We start from the raw sequence: 22,781 nt of genomic DNA, 5'->3' as shown, positions 1-22,781 counted from the left end.
CATTAACAAATTAATTATATATAATTTTTAAAAAATCAATACTATCAATCTAAATAGAATTTACACTTAACAGTTAATCATGGCTAAAAAAATTTTAGTAGTTTTGGGAACCCGACCAGAAGCAATCAAATTATCACTTTTAATCAATAACCTAGGAAGCGATAAAAGGTTTGAGACTAAAGTCTGTGTAACTGCACAACATCGAGAAATGTTAGATGATGTTTTAAATTTATTTGAAATCAAGCCTGATTATGATCTTAATATAATGAAAAGTGGAATTGATTTAAATAATACTGCAGCAAAAATATTGACAGGGTTAAATGATATATTAAACCAATTCAAACCTGATATAGTCATGATCCAAGGAGATACCACAACTGTTTTGGCTGCTGCTTTAGCGTCTTATTATAAACAAATACCAATAGCTCACGTAGAAGCTGGTTTACGAACTGGTGAGATTTATTCTCCGTGGCCTGAGGAAGGAAATCGTCAAATGACAACTGTTATTACTAAATATCATTTTGCACCAACCTTATCTGCTAAAGATAATCTAATAAAAGAGAATGTTAATAATGATAATATTTATGTTACAGGAAATACTGTAATTGATTCTTTGTTTTGGACCCAAAATAAAATAGAAAAAGATAGTGGTTTAAAAGAAAAACTTGATAAAGATTTTTCTTTTATAGACACTAGTAAGCGTATTATATTAATAACTGGGCACCGAAGAGAAAGTTTTGGGGATGGTTTTCAACGTATTTGTAAAGCTCTTTCAGAAATTGCAAAAAAAAATAAAGATGTGCAAATAATTTATCCTGTACATCTTAACCCGAATGTTCAAGACCCAGTTAATAAAATATTAAAAAATATAGAAAATATTATTTTAATTGAACCTCAAAATTATATTAACTTTCAATATCTTATGTCAAAATCTTATATCATCCTTACAGATTCTGGGGGTATTCAGGAGGAAGCTCCCTCACTTGGGAAGCCAGTTTTAGTAATGCGTGATGTTACTGAGAGACCTGAAGCTGTTGAAGCGGGCACTGTTAAATTAGTTGGTACAGACATAAATCAAATAGTTAACTCTGTTAACGAACTACTTACCAAGGAAGATAAATATAAAAAAATGAGTTATTCACATAATCCTTATGGTGATGGTAAGGCATGCCAGCGTATAGTTGATGTACTTGCAAAGTAAAATTAAAAAGTATCAATTATTTTTGATAAAGACTTTATAATAAAACTATTTATGAAGAAAAGTTTAATAACGCTGAGCATCTTTTTTTTAATTATAATTTTTTTTACAGTTGTTGCTTTAATTCCTAGAAATACAATAGCTTATGTTCCATATGGTGGGGATAATTTAGTACATATATATATATTTTCAATTCTTTCACTTTTACTGTGTCTTTCAAAATTTATACTTACTAAATATGTTTATTTAGTACTTTTTTTTTATGGTTTTTTGATTGAAATTCTTCAGTTTATAGTGGGCAGAGTGTTTAGTTATTCAGATATTTTATATAATTTTATTGGAATTGGAATTGGTATAATATTTTATTTAACTTTTAGAAAAATTAAATATCACTATAAATAAATTTATCGTAAAATTGATGTTAAATGTAGTACCTATTAAATAAAATAATGGCACAGCAAAGAAAAAAAATAATGATATAGATCAGGATATTGTTAAAGAAAGCATTAATAAAAAATTTTCACCAAAAAAATTTCATAATGCTCTTGGTAAATATCTTAATAAAATTAATCTTAACTACGAATAAGTTTAATAATAAATTTAGAACTTAATATTAAAAATAGTAATTCCACAAAAAACAAACTCAAAATAAAGCCTTTTAAGCCTAAATATTTTCCAAAAACAAAAAATACAAATAAAGAAAAGAAGGCAGTAATTAAGGATATTCTTCTTTGAAAAAGTATAAGATTATTATAATAAAAATATAGATTAATCATAGTTATTAAACCTCTTAATAAAGCAATTGGGAATAAAAAATAAACGTATCTAATTATTTGATCTATAGGGTAGTTATCATTTAAGAGAAGATTAAAGAAAAAGTTTCCAAAAAAATAGTGGATTAATATTCCAACAACAAGGGCAATCAAAAATAATGTTAATGACTTTAAAATCATTTGTCTATTTTTGAACTTGGAGTAATCAGGCATAATAATTTTTTGTAATTGAAATAGGGGAATTAATAAAACCTCTAAAACTAATAATAAAATTGCATATATCGCAACTTCACTTTTTGAAATTAAAAATGGTGAAATAGTAAGCCCCATATAAACTGTAAAATGATTTGATAAACTAATTATAAGATAGTTTTTTGCATTAAATGCAAACTTAAAAAATCTGTTTTTTAATGTTTTTACATTTTCATCTTTAAAACTTAAATAAATTATATATTGAATGACTATAGAAAATATTACAGAATAAATGAAAAAATTTAAAACCTTAATAAGATTAAGCTCATCTTTATAAAATAAAACTAAAAGTAAAAATAATAATGTTTTAAATAAAAAAATTAAATTCCATTGTAAATTCTTTCTTATTGTAACTAAGGCTCCTTCATAAGATAGGATTAAAAAAAAGCATATAATTGACGATAAAACCATAACTTCTTTGCTAAATTCATTAAAATTAAAATATATAATTATTAATGGAAAAACTATTAAGAAAATTAGAATTCGTAATTTTATAAGATTAAATAAAATTGATTTGAATTTATATAAATTTTTGTTGTAGAGAGTATTTCCATAATGAAAAAAACCAAATTCCATTGATATAAGCAAATATCCTATAGCATTTTTTATTATTTGAAAATTTGCAAAATCTTCAACTTTTAAATTATTAATTAATACTATCGCTAAAATTAAACTAGAAATTCTAAACAATAATTGTACTGAAGAGTTTACTGTAAGAATCTTAAATAAATTAAGTAACTTCATTGAATATTAGATTATTAAATTTTATATCTTTTTAATATATTGATTAAATAATTTTTTTTCTTAGATTTTTTCTGCTAGATGCATTTGTGAAGCAAGTAAAAGCTTCTCCAATTTAATAAATCTTATCATTTTTTCAAACCTTAAAAACCATTTTTTGTCAATTTTGTGCATAAATTTAAAAACAATTAATGGAATAAATATACTTAACGTGGTTTTATTGATTTTAAAACCTGCATTTATAAGTTGCTGTTTAAGATCATTAACTCTTAAAACATTAAAATGACCTATTAACTCATTTTTTTCAACTTGATCAATATTAACAAATGTATGTCCTGTAAACCTAAGATAATTTCTAAATAATTTACTTTTTAATTTTTCTCTTTCCATAAGACCTTTTTTTCTCATAAAAAAAAGTATAATTGATAAAATACTTTCTTGTATTAAACGTCTATATTCAGATCTATTTGGAGTGGTTATAATCAATTTACCACCAGGTTTTAAAACTCTAAAAAATTCATCTAACATTTTTTTGGAATCATGAGGATATAAATGTTCAATCATTTCAGAATTAAAAATTGTATCAAAAGAATTATCTTTAAAAGGCAGTTTTGTTGCATCTGCCTTACAAAAAAAATATTTTTGTGGATCTAACCGTTCTGCTGGACTTCTCATTTGATTTGCAGCGAAATCAGCTAAAATTATCTTGCTAGGCTCTATAGGAATAAATTCCAAAAAAGATCTAAAAATATTTCCATCTCCTCCACCCACATCTAAAACTAATCCTAGATTTTTTGGAAAAGTTTCTAACAGTCCATTTTTTCTACTTTCCCTATAATAAGCCTCCATACCTGATTTATAGGAAGAAAAAGCATTTTCTGGATTTTTCTTAACATTAATATTCTCATAATAATCTTGTAGATCATTATTATCTGACTCAATTAAATGCATAATATTATCAATAATTTGAAACTTCTGATTATTTTTATTTATTAGTGAATTACTATAAGAACTTAATTCTGATTGAGTTAAAGGACATCTTAAAATTTTAAGTATTTTTTCATCAATCATATGCACAAGTTATTCATACCATTAAAGATATTAAATGTAAATTTATTTAAAAATAAAAAATTTAATATACTGTTTAAATAGTTTGATTAATATTTATTCTTTGAATCTTTAAATATTCATTATTATATTCCATATGAATTTTTTTTATTACTGAATCATTAATCTCAATTTTTTTACCTTTTAGAATAGTGATTTTTGACAAAATTCTTAAAAAATAAAATAATATTTTATCAAAAAACGATATATCACTCTTTAATTTTTTTTTATTTTGATTTCTATTAAAACGTAAATTAATCATTTTTCTATGCAAAAAAATACTAAAATAATCATATCTTCCAACATTGCTTTTTATTTTAGCTGTATATTTTAAACTTATACCAAGAAATTTCGATAATTTTTTAAATGTTTTTTTTTCTCGCATTTCGTTTTGGTTTAATATTAATATATTCTTTTTAGAAAATAAATTTCTATAACGTAAATAATTTTTGTAATAAAGCATCCCATTAGTTATATCCTTTGCCCTAGGATTGTTTTTTAAAAAAACTTTGTCTTTATTAAGAAGTTTAATCATATTTGCATTAATTTTTTTTGAAGTTATATATCCATAAGCTATATGGTGTAAATAGTGAGATATAAATCTTTTAATTGGCTCTCTTATACACAAAATAATTTTTAGATTTTTGTTATATTGATATAATCTATTAGGTACTTCTTTTAAATGTACATAATTTGGTCTTTTTATTCCTAAAATTAAATTTTTGTTTTTTTTTGGAAAAATGCTTAGGAAATATTTTTTTATATTTGAACATTTTTTAAAATCTGGATTTTGGAATATTGAAATTTCACTTTTTGGTAAATAAATCTTTCCTGAGCTATTTAATATTTTTACAAGATAACTTGTACCTGCTTTTTCTGTTCCTATAATTACAAAATTTAATTTCATATTTATCTACTAATCTTTATAACTAGCAAATTATTTCTTATTGAAACTCTAGTTATACCGATAATAGTTAGCATTAATTTATTGTCAAATTTTCCAAATAATTTTTTAGATTTTTATTAAATTCTTTTATTTGTTAATTTTTTAAAAAAATTTTTATTAATTATCTTTCTCTTAAAATCAAACATTATACCCCACTTAGAGTAATAATATAATATAGATTTTAAATGCATTATGAATATTCTTAAACTTTTATGAGAAGTTTGATTATGTACATGAGTTACTTTAATGGATTTAAAATAAATTGTATCAAATTTTTCAAAAATTCTTCTATACCAATCAAGATCTTCTACGTATAAAAAAAAATTTTTGTCATAAGATCCTACTTTTTTGATTACTTCAGCTTTTATAAAATAACAAGCACCATGAATAAAGGGTACATTTAAAATAAATTTACATTTTTTAAAAGAATTTATTTTTTGATGAATTTTGATTGAAAAAGCATCATAACTAAAGAAAAACCTAACAAAAAAATTAAATATACTAGGAATAGATCTACAAATTAATTGAGTAGTTCCATCAGTATTGACTAACTTTGGTGAAAGTAATCCAAATTTTTTTTTTTTATTTAAAAGATTAATGCTGGAAATTACATCATTGGGTTTAAGATAAATGTCTGGATTCAATATGAGGTAATAAGGATTATTTTTAATTGTTTGTTTGATATTATAATTATGTCCACAACCAAAACCAATATTTTTCTTTGGTGCAAAATAATTATATCTATTTTTTATACAAAATTTTAATAAACTTTTTTGATTAGCGTTATCAAATATGTGAACTTTTATTTGAATGTTTTTGATTTTTTTAACAAACGATAAAACTTTAGATAATTCTAAAATATTTATATTATAAGAAACAAGTGAAATAACTAATTTTCTCATAGATTAAAGAGAGCTTAGGTTAATAAAATTTTTGATAATTTTTGGTATATTTGATTTAGGTAAGTTTATTATCTTAATGTCTTTTTTAAGTATAAATTTCATAATTCTATTTTCTAAATTTTTTTGAGAATAGCATGCAGTTATTTTCATTTTTTTTTTTAAGTATTTAATTGACATTTTTTGATCATGAGCAGCTTCATTTCTATTTCTTGGGAAAACTATAAATTTTTTATTTAAACTTATAAGATCCATAATAGTACCATAGCCACCATGAGATATTACAAGATTACTTTTTTTTATATTTAACAAATGTTTGCTGAAACTAAATTGTCGAGAATATTTCATATATTTTGGTAAATAATCCCCACCACCAATTTGCGCTATACATTTTATCTTGTTTATTCTACAAAAATTATCTAAAGGTTTGACTAGTCTATCAAAGCCTTTATGAAATGTACCTACGGATAAATAAATCACTGAAGAAATCCTTTAGATAATTTAGCTTTTGGGTAATACTTAATTAAATCTTTATGTTGAATTATAAATAGATCAGAAAAAAAATAAGAAATTCTACCAGTGAGAGTTGGCGTTACTACATTAGCAGCACTTTCTATGAAGATAAGACGTGTTTTAAAAAATAATTTTCCTAAAATAATTGTGCCAAGACACACATCAGCACCAGTAGAAATTATTAATTTTGGACGTTCTTTTAAAAGAATCTTGAAAGATTGATAAAAATTTATAATAGTACGAAAAAAATTTCTTCTAGGATGTGTTATGAGATAATTTTTAGTTTTTTTTCTTAAATTTGTTTGGAATGTTACATTATATTTGTTTTTGAAATTAATTCCACTTATAGATTTAATAAGTTCATTATAATGACCACCAGGAGAATATATTAAACAAGTTTTACTTTTAACAATCATCGTTCATTTAAAAAATTTTTGATATTTTTATTTTTGTCTTTAATGATCAAAATTTTATCATTTTTACTAATAACAGTACTAAATACATCAAAATTATCATAACAATAAATATCTAAAGGAAATTTATTAATGAATGAATACATTCTTAAATGAGATAAAAATAAGTTAAGGATAAAAAAACTTTTTACACCATTAGTAAAAAAAATTCTTAAATCTAAATCAGAATTAATTTTTAAAATTTTTTTTTGAGATGACTGAGATCCAATAACTATTGCCTCATCTAATGTTTTAAACTTCAAAACTTTATGGATAATTTTTTTATATACATGATTCATTTTTTTTAAATCATTAGTATAATTTAACGAATATCTGTTAATTAACCAAAATTGACATAAAAAAATCCAAAAAAAAGTATGCACAAAAAAGAAACTTAACAACAAATTAATTTTTAAAAAATTAAAAATTAAAAAAATACATAGAATTTCAATTATAACTCTAAAAGATAATTCTTTATACTGCATTCCTCTCATACCCTGAAATATCCAATTGATAAATAAAACTATTGTGAATGTATTTATAATATTATTAATTTTAGGGTACTTTGCAAAATATTTAAATTTTTTTTTATATAATTTTTTTTTATACATTGTCAGGATTATTATATTTAATTAAACTTATTTCGTAGATTGAAACCAAAAGAAACATATAAATAAACAGTCTGTAAATATCATTAAAGATATTATTTAATAACGATTGCCCAAGAATTACCGAAAAAAATAAAACTGAAATAAATTTTAATTCCTTATCTATATGAGAATTAACAATTTGTGATAAACATTTAATCAAATAAAAAAATAAAATTATTATAAAAAGAGCACCTGGTATACCTCCCTCAAAATAAAAACGTGCAAATTCATTGTGGGGAGATTCTACGATAAAAAGACTCGTATTGTTTATAATGTAGCCAAAACCTAATATACCTTTATTTTTAACCATATCATGCCAAAACTTAATTGAATCAAATCTGCCAGAAGAAAAATTTTCTTCATTTTCAAAAATTCTTATATAAAAACTATTTTCGATAAAGTAACTAAAAAGATAAAATATGGTAAATAAAATAGTAAAAATAAAAATAACTTTTATAAAATCAATAATTTTTTTGTCTCTTTTTATAAGTACTGAAATTAAATAAAAAAAAATAATAACAACAATTACCTGTCTACTAGCAGATAAAAAAATCATTACTATAGCAGCAAGTGAGGTAATGATTAAAAAATTTTTTTTAAAAAGAGAAGTCGTTTTTTTATAGGATGAGTAAGATAAAAATAAATATACTAAACAATTGATTGAATGATTAGTAATTGAATCTGTAAACTCATATCTAGTGTAAGCCAATTGAGCAGATGGTGAGAAAACTTTGCTAACATCAAATGATAAGGCATAAATTGCAGATATTATTATATAGGATGATAAAATCATAAAAAAAATATCTAAAAATCTATCAAATTTAATTTTTTGAACTACGTGCTTTGTAAAGATTATAATGGGAATAATTGTTAAAAATTTATATCCTTTAAGATAAAAATTTTGATTTAATGATAATATAAATGAAATAAAAATTAATAATATTAGAATAATTGCTATTGAGTTTTGACTATTTTCTGTTTTTAAATTCAAATTAATTGAAAAGAAAAAAACTAAAAAAACTAATCCTAAAAAAGTAATAATAGTAATTTGGCGAAGTTGATTAATTTCTACATAAGCACTCGGTATTAAAGAAAGTATAATTAATAAAAAAAAATAAATTTGTGATAAAAAATTATAATTTAATGGTAATTTATTCATATATTTTTTTTATATTTGTGCTTAAAATTTTTTCATCTTTTAAAATAAATTCTTTAGAAGTTTGAATAACTTTTTTACTTTTATAATTTTTTTTAAGAAATTTAATAAATTTATTTACATTTTGTGATGGATTTTTAGTTGGTATTATAATTCCATTTTTTTTTGAAACTAATTTTTGTGCAGTGCCAACATTAGTTGTGAAAATTGGTTTACCGCTTACAAGAGCCTCTTTGATAATAAAAGGATTAACCTCACTTTCAGATACAAATAAAACAGCATAACAGCTATTATAAACACTTGGCATTAATGTACTTTGAATTTTTTTTATAGGTAAAATAAATTTATTTAATTTCTTATTCTTAATATAATCATTAATTTCATTATATAGTTCTCCATGACCTACAAAACATAATTTGAAATTATTTCTAATATATTTATCTTCTTGAATTGCTTTTTCAAATAAACGCAATGCAGAAAAAGGTCTCTTTCCTACAGATAACCTTCCAACTACTAGAATTATTTTTTTTTTCTCACCACTAAAAAAACTTGAATTACTTGATTTCTTGAAGTCAAATGCGGGTGGTAGATACCATAATTTTTTGTTTAATTTATTGTGTCTAGATTTGTACAAATTTTTACTAAAAATTCCAGCAAATGATAATTCGTCTACACAATACTTTATGATAATTCTCTCAATTTTGATAAAAAAATAAACAAGAATTTTCAAATATGGAAAATTATGTTTAAAAACTTCAAAAGTTTTAGTATGTATAGTAGCTATTATTTTTCTTGCTTTTACTGCTTTAATAAAAGGAGCAAAATATAGCCTGTGAATATGAAAATTACAGTTAATAAACTTTTTTTTATTTTTTTTTAAAAATAAAAATAGTTTTATTGCGAATGTAATCCAATTATGTGATTTTGAAATAGGGTAAAAATGAACAGTTGTTCCAGAAATATTAAGAATTTTTTTTTTTCCTGAGCCTAGTGATAACAGATAAATTTTATTAAAATATTTTTTTTGCAAACTTATTAAATTTTCAACATATTTAATTCCTCCACCTTGATCAGATGAAGCTATATAACCATTGTATATATTAACAATTTTTTTCATGTTTATTGATTATATCCAGAATTTTATTTAAGGCTTCATTAGAGTTATTATTGTTTTGTACAATATAAATTGGATAAATTTTAGAAATTTTTTCATAAAATTCATTTCTTAGTTTTCGATTTTTATCGTATAAAACATCTGGTCTATCTTTTTTTATTAAATCTAAATCTCTCTGTATAATTATATAAATTGTATTACTGGGCATTAACATAAATAGAGTTTTTGCATAAAAACCAAAAACAAATTTTTCTAATCTGGTATCTGTTGAAATATCCACCAGTGTATCAATTAATGATCTGTCGGCTACTATAGAAATTTTAGATATTCTAAATCTAAATATTATATCAAAAAATTGGTCAATCCATTGAAAAAATAAAAACAGAATTGATAGTATTTTACTATTATGAAAGTCGTGATAACCTATTTTTGTTCCATTAATTATTACTTTATTATTGTGTCCTGTCAGTCTGGTAATTAACAACAAAGGTTTTGAGGTGTAATTTCTATATCTACTCCAAATATGTTTAGCTTTATTTTTTTTTTTAATATTTTCTAATATTTTAGATGCTAGAAATGTTTTTCCAGTACCATCTAAACCAGATATACAAATATATTTTTTGTTAGTATTAATCATAGTAATTATTTTTCTAAGAAGTTTTTTAATTTCTTAATAAGATCATCCTCATCTTCACATATATAGGTATTAGTTTTTGTGGCATGTTCTGTAATTCCAGGGGTATTCAGAACAAATAATGGAATTTTTGTTTTTATTGCATCATCAATTACAATAGGTGTATCCGATACTGTAATTTTAAATGGCAATACAATTACTGTGCTTTTTTTTATTTTTTCTTTTAACATTTTTGAAGAGTAATATTTTGTATCTAAAATTATATTTTTGTTAAATTTTGATCGTAAAATCTTATGTTTCAGATTACTCATATTATTTTTGAGATAATCTTCATTATTATTTCTAATTAATAAATTAAGATAGAGGTTAGGTTTTTTATGAACTAAATACTCAAATGCATTAAATACAATATCCAAACCTCTTAAGTTAAGAGGTGGCCCAAAGTAAGTTAAAAATATCTTTTTACTTTCATTGATTAATACCTCTTTTTTTTTATAAATTTTTTTTTTAAAAGGAATAAAAACCTTTCCATGCGGTAAACCAATATTTTTATATCGGGTTTGAGCTTCTTTGCTTAAATAAATTACGTCTTTAGAGCCACTTAATTTAAATCCAATATTTAGAATAAATCCAGGTATTAAACTTGCAAAAATAGGTATTAACAGCAACCTAAATTCTCTTAAGAAATTAAAAAAAGATATTCTTTTAATTTCCTTAAAACTAAATCTATTATTTCCTATTATTAATGTTAAATTTTTGAAAAAAGAAAATCTTAATGGAAATAATAATTCTTGTGATCCAATAAGTATAATTATTTTTTTGGGCTTAATTGATGTTATAACTTTTTTTAATTCAAATGAAGGAGAATTTAAGTTAAAAAGTTTTTGTAAGTTAATTATTTTAAATTTATATAAAAATTTTTTTTTACAGTCTGAAATTAAATAAAAGTCATTTTTTTTTAATAAAAAATTATTACAAATATGATTTACAGAAACCCAAGGTTGACTTCTCAACTTGTTTTTTTTGAAACCAAAACAAATTATAACTATTTTAGTCTTTTTTAAATTTTTCAAATTGAGCTTTAAGTTTATTAATATTATTAAGGTTGTGTAATTTAATGACTTTATCTCTATTGGAGCGGCCAATGCTGAGTTTCTTAGTTTTGCTAACTTTATTTAATATGCTAATCATTTGTTTAATATTACCTGATTTTACAAGTTCTTGATGAACTAACTCATTAATAGAACCATCATCAGTTGAAACTATTTTCATTTTCATAGACATTGCCTCCATTAACACAACTGGTATTCCTTCAGATCCTTCTTTTTTATTAAATTTTGAGGGAAGAAAAAAAATATCTGAAAATTCCATTATTTTTTTTATCTGATTTGAATTTAAATTTCTGTAAACAGTTATCTTTTTTTCTAATTTTCTTTTTTTAATCTCTTCTTCAAGGTTTAAATCTCCAAAACCAACTGCAATAAAGTGAAATTTATTACTAATTATTTTTGCTACTTTTAATAAATCAAACCATCCTTTTCGAGGAGTGAACCTGGCTACCGTAAGGATATTTATTTTTTTTTCTTGGTGCCAAAAATTAGTGTCAATAGGAAGTTTGATAACTTTAATTTTATTTTTATCAATTAAGAATTTCTTAATTAATAATTCTTTATTTTTGTTAGATATCGTTGTTACTGATGAAGCATGTTTCATTGCACAAATGAATAGATCTTTATTTTGTTGTGCATAAATTTCATGAGCATGAATTGTTACAGAAAGTTTTATATTAGAAAATTTACTTAGATAATAAGCAATAAAAAACTTTCTGTCTCCAAATGAACCATGCACTAGATCAAAATTTTTTTCTATTTTAATCAGCCAATTTATTGCAAAAATAAATTCTAAAAAAGAAGAGTATTTAATTGAACTTATAAATAATTCAAAAGTTTTTAATGGTCTTGTAAACAATAAAAATCCAAACCCCAAAATAAAATTTAAGATACTAAACTTATGAATTTTATATTCTAAACCACCAATAGTTAAATTATTTTTTATACTTAGAGTTGAAAAAATCGATATTTTGATATTTTTACTTGATAGCAAATCAATTTCATTAGCTATAAATGTTTCTAAATTTTCCTTCATAGAAACAAAATAAGCTATTTTCATTTTAATTTTTTTTCCCAATCAATTGCTGTTTTTAAGATATAATCTAAATTATTATACTTTGGCTTCCACGAAAAATATTTCATAAATTTGTCTACGTTGGATACTATCATTTCACTATCGCCTGGCCTTCTTGGTCCAATTGTGGTTTTTAAATTTTTATTTATAATTTTATTTAATTCTTTGATTACATCCTTGATACTAAATCCATTTCCGTATCCGCAGTTGAATAAATTAGACTCACCACCCTCTATCAAATGATTTGCTGATATTAGATGAATTTCTGCTAAATCAGAAACATGAATATAGTCTCTTATTGCCGTTCCATCAGGAGTGGCATAATCATCTCCATTAATAATTAATTTATCTCTTTTGCCCACCACTACTTCACAAGCAACTTTAATTAAATGCGATGAAACTTTTGAAATTAATCCTGTTCGCATTTTTTCATCAGCACCAGCTACATTAAAATATCTCAATATAATATATTTTGAATTATAGTGTTCTGAAGTTTCTCTAATAAAATTCTCCAATTCTAGTTTTGATGATGCGTAAGGATTAAGTGGATCTGTTGGATCTGTTTCTGTAACCTTTTGAGTTTTTGGGTTGCCATAAACAGCAGCTGTTGAAGAAAAAATAACTTTTTTTAATTCATTCTCAAAACAAGTTTCTAAAAATATTTTAGCCTTTGTATAATTAAAATCATTATATCTTTCTGGCTGCTCTACAGATTCATCTACTCTAATCAGACCAGCAAAATGCATTACTAAATCAAAATTATTATTGTTTATTAAATTTTTTACTTTTTCTTTCTCATCTATGTCAAATACTTCAAGTTTTACTTTCTTAGGTAGTAATTCTTTGTTTCCTGTAATTAAACTGTCAATACAAGTAACTTCGTGTCCTTTGTCAATTAATAGATGACAAACATGACTTCCTATATAACCTGCCCCACCAGTTAGTAAAATTTTACTCATACTTGCTTAAAAAAATTAGTTAAGAAACATTATAGAATTATACAATATTCTAAAATATATGTATCTTTTTAAATAGGATTTAATTGAATGTTACTAGAGTACCTATAAGAATTAGGCCCCAATATGCAGATAATCCTAGAAATATACCAGTTTTTAATTTATTTTTTTTAATTTCAGAAGGTAATTTTTTTAGTAATTCAGGCACTGATGTCCCTAACTAACATGACATTAATATTTGTCAAATAATACTTAAAAAATTTTAATCAATCAATTTAGTAGATGGTAGCTCCAAAGACTTTAACATCTTCACCTTCAACGCCAAGAACTAATCTTCCAAGGAACTCACCTTCTATTTCCTTGCTTCTTTGTTTAAATAGAACGGTAATATTTTGACCTCGTCTTAAACATCCAAATGCTTGATAATCTTCTTTTAAACTAGTCAAAAGCTTATTATTAGCCCACTGTTTTCCAAGCTCTACTTCATTTGCACCAAATAACATTTGAGTTCCAAAGTCTTTAGTGAAACCGCCATAATCTTTCATATTTGAAGTTTTAACAAGATTATCCCAAATAGGATTAGCAATTGCTATAATCTCATCATCAGATTTCTCTAAAAGATTCATAATTTGAGTTTTTGGTTTAAGAAGCTTTTCTCTTCTCGTTCTCGTCAACTATGTGATAAACCGGCACTTTCTCAAGAGAAAATTTACCAGTTTTAGGATCACGTCTAGAAACTGTTAAGCAGTGCCAATTATCATCATCAAGTTTCATATGATCACCTCTGTAATAGTAACCAGGCCAACGTGTTTCTTCACGGAACATAGTGTGTTCAGTTACACATTGAGAAGTTAAAGCTCTGTGTTTTAGCTCCCAAGCTCTCATAAGTTGGTGTAAATCTTCAGCACCTACTTTTTCTAAATCTTCCTCTAACCAAGCAAGTAATTCCAAGCCTCTCTTAAGCATATTACCATTAGTCATGTAGTTAGTTGCAATTCCCCCAACATACTCATCCATAATTCTTTGTAGACGTTGAAGACCTTGAATAGGTGAAATGTAACTAGGTGAAACTGTTCCACCGGTAATTTCATTTTGAGCTACTTGATAAGTCTCTAAAGGTTTAAATATAGCAGTTTTAAAGTCTTCACACTGTTTGTCAGTTACTTTAATGCCCTCTGCTTTTTTATCCTCAATATATTTTACAGCAGCTTTTGCAGCTAAACGACCTTCAGTAAATGATCCTGAAGAAAATTTATGAGCACTTCCACCCACAGTATCGCCTGCACCAAAAAGACCGTCAATTGTTAACATTCTATTATATCCCCAGAAATATTCTGGTGGAGATAAATCTTCAGGTCCACTAACCCAAGCTCCAGAACAAGTTGCATGTGAACCCATAACATAAGGCTCAGATGTAGTTAATTCAGGATTTGTATATTTTGGATCGATATTTTGAGAAGCCCAAACAACCGCTTGACCAACAGTCATACCTAAGAAATTTTCCCAACCAACTGTTTCTAAGTGTGGATCTTGGAATGCTTCAGTTGTAACCATATGAATGGGTCCACCACCTGCAATAGTTTCTTGAATAAATGCGTGGTTTCTTAAACATGTAGGAGTTGGATGGTGATCAATATATTCACCAACTAATTCTTTAGTTTGATCATACCATTTCTTCTCATAATTCTCTCCATTTGCATTTTGAGTATATGTTTTAAGGTGTAAGAAGTATGCTCCAACTGGACCATAACCATCTTTAAATCTACACAACACAATTCTATTTTCCATTTGTGTCATTTTAGCTCCAACAGCAATAGGTAATGCATAAGCAGAACCATTACTCCATGGTGCATACCAAGTTCTTCCCATTCCTTCACCAACTGCTCTTGGTTTGAAAATGTGAGATGCTCCACCTGCTGCAACAATTACAGTTTTTGCTCTAAATACATGGAAGTCACCAGTTCTCATATTAAAACCAACGGCTCCACCTACTCTATTTTCTTGAGCCTCATCCATTAAAAGATGAGTGATCATTATTCTATTATAAATTTTATCGGCTGATTTTTTTGCAGCCTCTGCAACAATTGGCTTGTAACTTTCACCATGTATCATGATCTGCCATTTACCTTCTCTAAGGTAACGACCTGTTTTTTCGTTTTTCATCATTGGTAAGCCCCATTCATCAAACATATGAACCGTTGAATCAACGTGACGAGCCATATCGTAACCTAAATCTTCTCTAACCATTCCCATTAAATCATTACGTGCATATCTTACGTGATCTTCAGGTTGGTTTTCACCCCACTGCATACCCATGTAACAGTTAATAGCGTATAAACCTTGAGCAACTGCTCCACTTCTATCGATATTAGCTTTTTCTACACAAATAATTTTCATATCTCTTCCCCAGTGTCTAGCTTCAAAAGTAGCACCAGTTCCAGCCATACCGCCACCAACAACTAGAACATCACAATCCTCAAAATGTGTTTTGTGTTTAGCCATTAGTAGTAAACTCCTTTTTTAAAGGTATCTTTTGGTACCGATGGTAATTTACCGTCAATATTTAAACCATTAGGTTCTGTATAGAGCATTTGAGAATTGATCTCACCTTGGTTAGGCTTTTCACCTTCTGCTAATTTTGGAATAAATTTTCCCCAAGGTTTTGTTGTAATTGGAGATACAAAATCTTTTGTAGTTCCATTTCTAAATTTAATTTTCCAAGAGATAGTTCCTTTTTCTTCTTCACGTCTAACTCTAACACTGTGACCCATAGGAGCAAAATCTGCATAACCACGAACGTCAATTGCATGATTAGGACAGGCTTTAACACAAGAATAACATTCCCAACAAAAGTTTGGTTCAATATTTACTGCTCTTCTAATATTTTCATCGATGTGCATTATATCTGATGGACAAATATCCACACAGTGACCACATCCATCACATCTCGTCATGTATACAAAAGTTGACATATTATATTACCTTTCTCTTTTTAATAGTGTTTTGGTTGTTCTCTTTTAATTCCTAATCCAAATTGTTTTGGTGCATCAGCAAGTGGTGGAAGATTGTCTCTTGAACCATCTGCTTCTGCTAAGTTTTTTTGGATTGCTGCACCAGGTTTGTAAATCATGTGTGCAAATTTTGACCAATAAACTCCCCCAAATAAAACAATGTTTGAGGTAATAAATAAAACTAAAAATATATATCCCAGTCCAGTTGATCCTGAGGATTGAAAGTAAGACCAAGCAAGCCCAGTAGTTGCGCATGCTAGAAGTGCTAGAACAAACAAGTCTGCTTTAATAATTCTGTACCATGGATGAGCTTCTGCAAGTACATCCACTCTTAAAAATAACCAAAACCAATAACCACCAACACAAGTCATTATTGCTCCAACATGCCAAATCATAGGCCAGATTGTTGGTGCAGCTGTTCCTGTTCCCGTGTAACCAAAAACTAATACGACAGATGCAACCCAAAATAAGATAGTTCCATACATCCCCATAACATGAGCAACTCTTCTTTTGCCTGCACCTAGTTCTGCAGTAGTTGCAATATCATGGACTACAGTTTTTAAAATAATTGCTGTTTTTTCACCAGCACCAATTTCTCTTTCAGCAGCTAATTTTGCTTTTTTTGCATTATTGAAAAAATAAGTAACGTTCTTGTGATGTATCATCTGAACTATCGTTCCAATAACGATTAAAGCCAACATTGCTAAAACAAAGCCTTGAATTACAGAAGGAGAAATTGATTCTCCTAATGCAGAAAATGGACTAATTGACATCATATAGAATATTACCCTTTATAACTATTTTATTGAAACTTAATTTTGAGTTTTTAATATAGTTGAAATGATAGATCAACCGTTATTAGGTGCGCTATTTAACAATAAAAATACAACTTACACTTTACGTTTATAATGTTGTTTTAAAGGAATAACTGACCTTACACCACCTTGTGGGTTTTCAACATCACCCTCTCTTCTTGGCATTAAATGAATGTGACAATGTAAAATTGATTGTCCTGAAACTTTTCCAGCATTTGTTCCAATATTAAATCCTTTAACCATAGGATCTTTTAACAATATTTCTTCTTTAATTTGCTTAATAAGATTATTGCACGCAATCACTTCATTATCACTTAAATCAAAATAGTCCTTAACATGACGTTTTGGAATAATTAAACAATGAAATTCAGACACAGGATATGTATCATAACTAGCATAAGCTAACTCATTTTCAGCAGTTAAACCACTTTGTTTGGAATTACAGAATAAACAAGGGTTGTTTGGGTCAAACATAATTTTATCTATAAATAGAGCATTTGTTAAATTCACTTTTATAAAAACTAGATAACATTCTATAAAATTTTAAACTTTTTCTCTTCCACTTAATTTCATTAATATTTTTTATTGATGCAACACCTTTTCCAGAACCAATAAGAAGAATTTCATTATATTCAGATAAAGTTTTTATCAAAATATCTTTGTTAATAATCTTGCCTAATTTTTTATTAAAAAACTTATAAGTGATACCCTTATAAATATTATTTATTGGAGAGTACACTTTATCATTTTTTATAAATAACATATTTGAAGTTCCACTTTCTAAAATCATATTTTTATAACAAAGTCCTACATCTGAAGTGGCGTTATCCATTTTTGATAAATGTTTTAGTATAAAGCTATATTTAAGATTTTTATACTTAGGGTCAAATCGTTTGTGACTAATAAGCTTTAAATTAAAATTTAATTTAGGAGTTATTCTATTTCTTAAAGAAATTGATATCATCTTTTTATTTACAGCAACTCTAAGGAGATGATTATAAGATTTTTTTTTATCGATATTTAATTTTATTAATTTAAGAATATTTTTTTCAAGATTTGTGGTGTTTAGTTTGTAAACTTTTAAAGATTTTATTAAATTTTTGATATGTTTTTTAAAAAAAAGTATCTTAGTTGGTTTTCCAAAAATCCACATAGTGGTAAATACACCATTATCCCCCCAAAGATCTTTAAAATTAATCTCTTTGTAGGTTTTATGCTGATAAGATTTTTTTAATAAGTAAGTTACCATTTTCAGTTAAAAAAGATTCTGGGTGAAATTGAAAGCCATATATTTTTTCTTTATTATTTTCTATTGTCATTGCTGTATTGGAGATAGCACACCTCATTGTAATTTCAAAATTTTTCGCAGTAAATGGCTCCTTTAGTTTTAGAGAGTGATATCTACCTACAGTGAATTGACTATTTTTTTTGAATAATGAGTTTTTGCTAGTTACTTTTATTTTAGATTGAAAACCATGATAAATCTTTTTTTGTTCAATTATTTTTCCATTTTCACAATGCAGAATTTGTTGGAACCCAAGACAAATTCCAATAATTTTTTTTTTACCTTTGAATTTTTTATAAATCTCTGAACTTGTGGGATAATCTTTTGGAGCACCTGGGCCTGGTGAAAAAACAATAATACCTGCTTTATTTAATTTATTTTCGTTTATTTTGTTAAAATTTGTACAAACTACTTCATCAAAATTTTCAAATTGATGTACTACGTTGTGAGTAAACGAGTCTTGATGATCAATGATATATATCATTTGTAAAGATCTATTAATGATTTTGCTTTAATGTAATTTTCATTAAATTCATGTACAGCATTACTGTCTATTACCACCCCTGAAGCAACTGATATTTCTGATTTACCTTTAAAATTTAATATTGATCTAATAATAATATTAAACCTCATATCTCCATTGAATTTTAAGTAACCAAAGCTTCCTGTGTAAATATTTCTATTTTGTTTTTCCTGCCTATTTAACAAATTTAAAGTGCTAATTTTTGGACATCCAATTACTGATCCACCAGGCATCATCGCTTTTATAATCTCTAATGAAGTAACTTTACTCTTGAGCTGACCTCCTATTAAACTTACGTAATGATAAAGATCCTTGTATTCCTCAACTATCTTTTTCTTTAAGATTTTTACTGTGCCTGGTTTGCATATTTTAGATAAATCATTTCTTTCCATATCAACAATCATGTTGTGCTCTTTGGTTTCTTTCAAGTTTTTTCTAAAAAAAGTAAGGGCTTTATTCTTATCTAATTTTTTGGTTTTCTTTAAAGTGCCCGCTATAGGCTTTGTTGTTATAAAATTATTTTTTTTTGTTATCAAATTTTCAGGTGAACAGCTTATTATAGAATAATTTTTATCCTTAATCATAAAAGCTTCAGGCGCTAAATTACTTTTTACTAGCCTTCCAAAAAAATCTAAAGCATCTATTTCAGATTTATTACTATATTTGGTGCAAATTTTAATCTGGTATGTTTGACCAGATTTTATTTTTTTTTTAAATTTATCAAATATTATTTTATACGATTTTTTATTAATATTTATTCTAAACAAATCATTAGGATTTGATGATCTAGTTTTTTTATATTCTAAATTATTTGAAAATTTTATTTTTGTTTCAGGTTTGTAAAATATTCCTTTAGGGAAATTTATTGTTTTTTGTTTTTTGATTTTTATATCAATTAAGTTATTAAGTATTTCATAGCCAAAAAAACCAATAAACAGGTCTGTTTCTTTACGGATAGATTTTAATTTAGTATTTTTGTTAATGAATTTTTCAATATTATTATTATTTAAAATAATCTTTTTTGAAAAGTCTGTATAAAGATCAAATCCCTCATCTGATTTATAGATTATAAAAGGTTTTTTTGAATTATCTAAATCTAGTAAGTATTTTTTCTTATTCAATTTTCTATTCTGTTTTTAATCTTAGAACTGCTTCTTCCTTAATTGGTAAATGTATTATTGCTGCAAAAACAGATAAAGCAATTGCTAAATACCAGGCATAATCATAAGAGCCATATAAATCATGAAATAATCCTCCAAGGAAAGCTCCAAAGAATGAACCTACTTGATGACTTAAAAAAACTATTCCATATAATACACCTAAATACTTTGTTCCAAAAATATGAGCCACTATACCACTTGTTGCAGGTACTGTTGATAGCCATAGAAAACCAAAACTTGCACCAAAGATAAATGCATTAATATTGCTTGCTGGTAAAAATATAAATAAGATTATTGAAACACCCCTTAGTGCATAAATAGAACTTAAAATAATTTTTTTACTAATTTTTGTAGAAAGATATCCGCTTAATAAAGAACCAAAAATGTTAAATAGTCCAATTAAGGATAGAATTGCAGCTGCAGTCCAACTTTCTAGGCCTCTATCAATTACGTATTTTGGAACATGGGTTCCAACTAAAGTTATATGAAAACCACATACAAAAAAGCCAGATGTAAGCAGTATGTAACTTTTGTTTTTAAAAGCTTCCCTTAGAGCGTCAAAGGCACTTTGGTTGTTTGGTTTTTCAATAGATTGAGCTGCAGATGGAGATCTGACAAAAAAAGCTATTATAAGTCCAATAAACAAGAATATTGTGAATACAAAAAGTGTGTCCACCCATCCATTTTTAATTAACGAATAACTCGTATAAAGTGGAGAGATAAAATAACCCAAAGAACCAACGGCTGTGACTATACTCATGGCTATAGTTCTGTTTGATAGTGGGAAATGTTTACCAACAATTGACATTGGAATACTAATTGCAGTTCCGCCTAAACCAATTCCAACTAAAAGTCCTAAATCGATTTGAAAAAAAATTCCAGTATTTGGACCAGTATACAAAAAGTAAATCCCTAAAATATAAAAAACAAATGCTAAACAAATTGCTTTATGTCCACCATATTTATCAGCAATGGCTCCAAATATAGGACCTGTTAAACCCCACATTAACATTTGAATACCTATTGCTAATCCAGATTGAGTTATTGAAATATCTAGGTCATTTTTAAAATCCATAAAAAATAGACCAAAGGTTTGTCTAACTCCAAGAGAAATCAAAACTACAACACAGGCTGCAATCAGCGTTATTAAAGCTGTTTTATTTTTAATAAATTTTTCTGAATTCATTTAACGTGTTTAAGAGATTTTTTTAAATCATCTATCAGATCTTTTGGATCCTCTAAACCAATATGCAATCTAACCAGATGTTCATCTTTTGCTAATTTTAGATACTCTCTATTCCCTTGTTCACGCTTATCTTGATATAATGCAAGGCTTTCAAATCCACCCCAGCTATACCCATAACCAAATAATTTTAAAGAATTAACAAACTTAATTACTGAGTTTTTATTCTTAGATTTAATTTTTAAGCCCATCAATCCTGAAGCACCAGAATAATATTTTTTCCACATTCTAAAATTAAATGAATCTTTTTTATGAGGGTATAAAAGTTTTATATTTTTATAATTAGATAAAAATTCAGCTACTTGCTTTGCACTTTTTTCGTGCTTATCTAATCTAATGTCTAAAGTTCTAAGTCCTCTTGTTATTAAATATGCATCATCTGGTCCAAGTCTTAAACCAGTTATTTTATTTGTCTTGTCAATTTGTTTAAAAACTTTTTTATTAACCGCAAGACTTCCACCCATAACATCGGAGTGACCTGAATAATATTTCGTAGCAGATACAATTGACATATCAAATCCAAGTTTAATGGGTTTTAAAAAATAGGGTGTTCCCCAAGTATTGTCAATAGCTGAAAAAATTTTATTCTTTTTTGCAATCGATACTATTTTACCTAAATCTTGAAAATCAAATGTGTTACTTCCTGGATTTTCAACAAAAATTAATTTTGTTTTTTTTGTAATCGCTTTTTCTAAAGTTTTTAAATCATGTGGATCGTAAAAAATAGATTTTATATTAAATTCTTTTAAAAAATCTTGAGTTAAAATTCTCGTAGGTGAATATGCTGGGTCTGCTACAATAATTTCGTCACCAGGACGAACAACACTAAAGATAGATAAAAAAACTGATCCAAAGCCAGTCGGTGTTAAAAATACATGATAGCACTCTTCCATTTCTTTAAGTATCTGAGATAAAACATGGGTTGTTGATGTTCCCTGTCTTCCATAATCAAAATGTCCACCTGTTGGATCATTTTTACTCTTATCCTGCATTTTCCTGATATCTTGCATGGATTTAAAGATAATAGTCGAGGCTCTCACTACAGGGGGGTTAACTGACTGATTATGGTAATCTTTTGCAGTATGTTTGAGAAAAGTCTTAAATGATTTTGTCATAAAAAATTTGATATGTTAAAGGGACAATGCTATATCCCTCGAATTACGTCAATA

Annotated in this window: 25 protein-coding genes; 2 read left to right on the top strand and 23 right to left on the bottom strand. The window is 25.9% G+C overall.

The genetic code is table 11. The features are described from left to right. Positions 1-76: 76 nt before the first annotated feature. Positions 77-1,201 carry a non-hydrolyzing UDP-N-acetylglucosamine 2-epimerase gene (wecB, locus tag ABXT55_RS02280; RefSeq protein ID WP_415285446.1) on the top strand — a complete coding sequence of 375 codons (1,125 nt, stop codon included), beginning with the start codon at positions 77-79 and terminating at the stop codon, positions 1,199-1,201. A 51-nt stretch (positions 1,202-1,252) separates the two neighbouring features. Then, entirely contained in the window at positions 1,253-1,600 is a 348-nt protein-coding gene (locus ABXT55_RS02275; RefSeq protein WP_415285138.1) for a VanZ family protein, read from the top strand. 170 nt (positions 1,601-1,770) lie between these two features. Here the strand turns inward: ABXT55_RS02275 and ABXT55_RS02270 are convergent, their stop codons facing one another. The 23 genes from ABXT55_RS02270 to ABXT55_RS02160 all read right to left on the bottom strand — a co-directional run bounded on the left by ABXT55_RS02270 (position 1,771) and on the right by ABXT55_RS02160 (position 22,727). After that, positions 1,771-2,967: a hypothetical protein gene (locus tag ABXT55_RS02270; RefSeq protein WP_415285137.1), complete on the bottom strand. Its 1,197-nt coding sequence runs from the start codon at positions 2,965-2,967 to the stop codon at positions 1,771-1,773. Positions 2,968-3,027: 60 nt separating this feature from the next. Next, positions 3,028-4,035 carry a class I SAM-dependent methyltransferase gene (locus ABXT55_RS02265; RefSeq protein ID WP_415285136.1) on the bottom strand — a complete coding sequence of 336 codons (1,008 nt, stop codon included), beginning with the start codon at positions 4,033-4,035 and terminating at the stop codon, positions 3,028-3,030. Positions 4,036-4,108: 73 nt separating this feature from the next. Beyond that, complete coding sequence (locus ABXT55_RS02260; RefSeq protein ID WP_415285135.1) at positions 4,109-4,978, bottom strand: sulfotransferase domain-containing protein; 870 nt, start codon at positions 4,976-4,978, stop codon at positions 4,109-4,111. Between the two features lie 116 nt (positions 4,979-5,094). After that, positions 5,095-5,919 carry a glycosyltransferase family 2 protein gene (locus tag ABXT55_RS02255; protein WP_415285134.1) on the bottom strand — a complete coding sequence of 275 codons (825 nt, stop codon included), beginning with the start codon at positions 5,917-5,919 and terminating at the stop codon, positions 5,095-5,097. 3 nt (positions 5,920-5,922) lie between these two features. Further along, positions 5,923-6,396 (bottom strand): glycosyltransferase, encoded by a 474-nt coding sequence (locus ABXT55_RS02250; RefSeq protein WP_415285133.1) that lies wholly within the window; start codon positions 6,394-6,396, stop codon positions 5,923-5,925. Further along, complete coding sequence (gene pssD / locus ABXT55_RS02245; protein WP_415285132.1) at positions 6,393-6,845, bottom strand: PssD/Cps14F family polysaccharide biosynthesis glycosyltransferase; 453 nt, start codon at positions 6,843-6,845, stop codon at positions 6,393-6,395. Before pssD ends, ABXT55_RS02250 begins: the two co-directional genes overlap by 4 nt. After that, the gene (locus ABXT55_RS02240) at positions 6,842-7,492 is read right to left on the bottom strand and encodes a hypothetical protein (RefSeq protein WP_415285131.1); all 651 of its coding nucleotides are present in this window, start codon (positions 7,490-7,492) and stop codon (positions 6,842-6,844) included. Before ABXT55_RS02240 ends, pssD begins: the two co-directional genes overlap by 4 nt. Then, complete coding sequence (locus ABXT55_RS02235) at positions 7,485-8,690, bottom strand: O-antigen ligase family protein (protein ID WP_415285130.1); 1,206 nt, start codon at positions 8,688-8,690, stop codon at positions 7,485-7,487. Before ABXT55_RS02235 ends, ABXT55_RS02240 begins: the two co-directional genes overlap by 8 nt. After that, complete coding sequence (locus ABXT55_RS02230) at positions 8,683-9,804, bottom strand: glycosyltransferase (RefSeq protein WP_415285129.1); 1,122 nt, start codon at positions 9,802-9,804, stop codon at positions 8,683-8,685. The genes ABXT55_RS02235 and ABXT55_RS02230 overlap by 8 nt, the downstream gene beginning before the upstream one ends. Beyond that, positions 9,788-10,438: a hypothetical protein gene (locus tag ABXT55_RS02225; RefSeq protein WP_415285128.1), complete on the bottom strand. Its 651-nt coding sequence runs from the start codon at positions 10,436-10,438 to the stop codon at positions 9,788-9,790. Before ABXT55_RS02225 ends, ABXT55_RS02230 begins: the two co-directional genes overlap by 17 nt. 5 nt (positions 10,439-10,443) lie before the next feature. Further along, positions 10,444-11,508: a hypothetical protein gene (locus ABXT55_RS02220; protein ID WP_415285127.1), complete on the bottom strand. Its 1,065-nt coding sequence runs from the start codon at positions 11,506-11,508 to the stop codon at positions 10,444-10,446. Beyond that, positions 11,486-12,604, bottom strand: coding sequence for a glycosyltransferase family 4 protein (locus ABXT55_RS02215; protein ID WP_415285126.1), 1,119 nt, complete (start codon positions 12,602-12,604; stop codon positions 11,486-11,488). Before ABXT55_RS02215 ends, ABXT55_RS02220 begins: the two co-directional genes overlap by 23 nt. Then, positions 12,601-13,578, bottom strand: a complete 978-nt coding sequence (galE, locus tag ABXT55_RS02210; protein ID WP_415285125.1) for a UDP-glucose 4-epimerase GalE — start codon at positions 13,576-13,578, stop codon at positions 12,601-12,603. The genes ABXT55_RS02215 and galE overlap by 4 nt, the downstream gene beginning before the upstream one ends. 272 nt (positions 13,579-13,850) lie before the next feature. Next, positions 13,851-14,201, bottom strand: a complete 351-nt coding sequence (locus ABXT55_RS02205; protein WP_415285124.1) for a hypothetical protein — start codon at positions 14,199-14,201, stop codon at positions 13,851-13,853. A 16-nt stretch (positions 14,202-14,217) separates the two neighbouring features. Continuing rightward, positions 14,218-16,077 carry an adenylyl-sulfate reductase subunit alpha gene (gene aprA / locus ABXT55_RS02200; RefSeq protein ID WP_415272246.1) on the bottom strand — a complete coding sequence of 620 codons (1,860 nt, stop codon included), beginning with the start codon at positions 16,075-16,077 and terminating at the stop codon, positions 14,218-14,220. Then, positions 16,077-16,547 carry an adenylyl-sulfate reductase subunit beta gene (aprB, locus tag ABXT55_RS02195; RefSeq protein ID WP_415272245.1) on the bottom strand — a complete coding sequence of 157 codons (471 nt, stop codon included), beginning with the start codon at positions 16,545-16,547 and terminating at the stop codon, positions 16,077-16,079. The genes aprA and aprB overlap by 1 nt, the downstream gene beginning before the upstream one ends. A gap of 20 nt (positions 16,548-16,567) precedes the next feature. Further along, positions 16,568-17,362, bottom strand: a complete 795-nt coding sequence (locus ABXT55_RS02190) for an adenylyl-sulfate reductase (RefSeq protein WP_415285123.1) — start codon at positions 17,360-17,362, stop codon at positions 16,568-16,570. 114 nt (positions 17,363-17,476) lie between these two features. Continuing rightward, complete coding sequence (locus ABXT55_RS02185; protein WP_415285122.1) at positions 17,477-17,875, bottom strand: HIT family protein; 399 nt, start codon at positions 17,873-17,875, stop codon at positions 17,477-17,479. Between the two features lie 4 nt (positions 17,876-17,879). Next, complete coding sequence (locus tag ABXT55_RS02180; RefSeq protein WP_415285121.1) at positions 17,880-18,650, bottom strand: aminotransferase class IV; 771 nt, start codon at positions 18,648-18,650, stop codon at positions 17,880-17,882. Next, positions 18,613-19,170 carry an aminodeoxychorismate/anthranilate synthase component II gene (locus ABXT55_RS02175; protein WP_415285120.1) on the bottom strand — a complete coding sequence of 186 codons (558 nt, stop codon included), beginning with the start codon at positions 19,168-19,170 and terminating at the stop codon, positions 18,613-18,615. Before ABXT55_RS02175 ends, ABXT55_RS02180 begins: the two co-directional genes overlap by 38 nt. After that, positions 19,167-20,330 (bottom strand): chorismate-binding protein, encoded by a 1,164-nt coding sequence (locus ABXT55_RS02170; protein WP_415285119.1) that lies wholly within the window; start codon positions 20,328-20,330, stop codon positions 19,167-19,169. Before ABXT55_RS02170 ends, ABXT55_RS02175 begins: the two co-directional genes overlap by 4 nt. A gap of 4 nt (positions 20,331-20,334) precedes the next feature. Then, entirely contained in the window at positions 20,335-21,555 is a 1,221-nt protein-coding gene (locus tag ABXT55_RS02165; protein ID WP_415285118.1) for an MFS transporter, read from the bottom strand. Continuing rightward, complete coding sequence (locus tag ABXT55_RS02160) at positions 21,552-22,727, bottom strand: trans-sulfuration enzyme family protein (RefSeq protein WP_415285117.1); 1,176 nt, start codon at positions 22,725-22,727, stop codon at positions 21,552-21,554. The genes ABXT55_RS02165 and ABXT55_RS02160 overlap by 4 nt, the downstream gene beginning before the upstream one ends. Between the last annotated feature and the right edge of the window lie 54 nt (positions 22,728-22,781).

Origin of the sequence: Candidatus Pelagibacter sp. Uisw_130 (assembly GCF_047722505.1) — a bacterium.
Lineage (GTDB): Bacteria > Pseudomonadota > Alphaproteobacteria > Pelagibacterales > Pelagibacteraceae > Pelagibacter.
This window is presented reverse-complemented; position numbering and strand designations above follow the sequence as displayed.

Bases quoted from the DNA above. Each gene is read 5' to 3' on its own strand.
- ABXT55_RS02270 (WP_415285137.1), bottom strand. From the start codon at position 2,967: ATGAAGTTACTTAATTTATTTAAGATTCTTACAGTAAACTCTTCAGTA.
- ABXT55_RS02165 (WP_415285118.1), bottom strand. From the start codon at position 21,555: ATGAATTCAGAAAAATTTATTAAAAATAAAACAGCTTTAATAACGCTG.
- ABXT55_RS02190 (WP_415285123.1), bottom strand. From the start codon at position 17,362: ATGATGTCAATTAGTCCATTTTCTGCATTAGGAGAATCAATTTCTCCT.
- ABXT55_RS02275 (WP_415285138.1), top strand. From the start codon at position 1,253: ATGAAGAAAAGTTTAATAACGCTGAGCATCTTTTTTTTAATTATAATT.
- ABXT55_RS02260 (WP_415285135.1), bottom strand. From the start codon at position 4,978: ATGAAATTAAATTTTGTAATTATAGGAACAGAAAAAGCAGGTACAAGT.
- ABXT55_RS02160 (WP_415285117.1), bottom strand. From the start codon at position 22,727: ATGACAAAATCATTTAAGACTTTTCTCAAACATACTGCAAAAGATTAC.
- ABXT55_RS02255 (WP_415285134.1), bottom strand. From the start codon at position 5,919: ATGAGAAAATTAGTTATTTCACTTGTTTCTTATAATATAAATATTTTA.
- ABXT55_RS02235 (WP_415285130.1), bottom strand. From the start codon at position 8,690: ATGAATAAATTACCATTAAATTATAATTTTTTATCACAAATTTATTTT.
- ABXT55_RS02265 (WP_415285136.1), bottom strand. From the start codon at position 4,035: ATGATTGATGAAAAAATACTTAAAATTTTAAGATGTCCTTTAACTCAA.
- ABXT55_RS02185 (WP_415285122.1), bottom strand. From the start codon at position 17,875: ATGTTTGACCCAAACAACCCTTGTTTATTCTGTAATTCCAAACAAAGT.
- aprB (WP_415272245.1), bottom strand. From the start codon at position 16,547: ATGTCAACTTTTGTATACATGACGAGATGTGATGGATGTGGTCACTGT.
- galE (WP_415285125.1), bottom strand. From the start codon at position 13,578: ATGAGTAAAATTTTACTAACTGGTGGGGCAGGTTATATAGGAAGTCAT.
- ABXT55_RS02175 (WP_415285120.1), bottom strand. From the start codon at position 19,170: ATGATATATATCATTGATCATCAAGACTCGTTTACTCACAACGTAGTA.
- aprA (WP_415272246.1), bottom strand. From the start codon at position 16,077: ATGGCTAAACACAAAACACATTTTGAGGATTGTGATGTTCTAGTTGTT.
- ABXT55_RS02215 (WP_415285126.1), bottom strand. From the start codon at position 12,604: ATGAAAATAGCTTATTTTGTTTCTATGAAGGAAAATTTAGAAACATTT.
- ABXT55_RS02230 (WP_415285129.1), bottom strand. From the start codon at position 9,804: ATGAAAAAAATTGTTAATATATACAATGGTTATATAGCTTCATCTGAT.
- ABXT55_RS02240 (WP_415285131.1), bottom strand. From the start codon at position 7,492: ATGTATAAAAAAAAATTATATAAAAAAAAATTTAAATATTTTGCAAAG.
- pssD (WP_415285132.1), bottom strand. From the start codon at position 6,845: ATGATTGTTAAAAGTAAAACTTGTTTAATATATTCTCCTGGTGGTCAT.
- ABXT55_RS02205 (WP_415285124.1), bottom strand. From the start codon at position 14,201: ATGAATCTTTTAGAGAAATCTGATGATGAGATTATAGCAATTGCTAAT.
- ABXT55_RS02225 (WP_415285128.1), bottom strand. From the start codon at position 10,438: ATGATTAATACTAACAAAAAATATATTTGTATATCTGGTTTAGATGGT.
- ABXT55_RS02180 (WP_415285121.1), bottom strand. From the start codon at position 18,650: ATGGTAACTTACTTATTAAAAAAATCTTATCAGCATAAAACCTACAAA.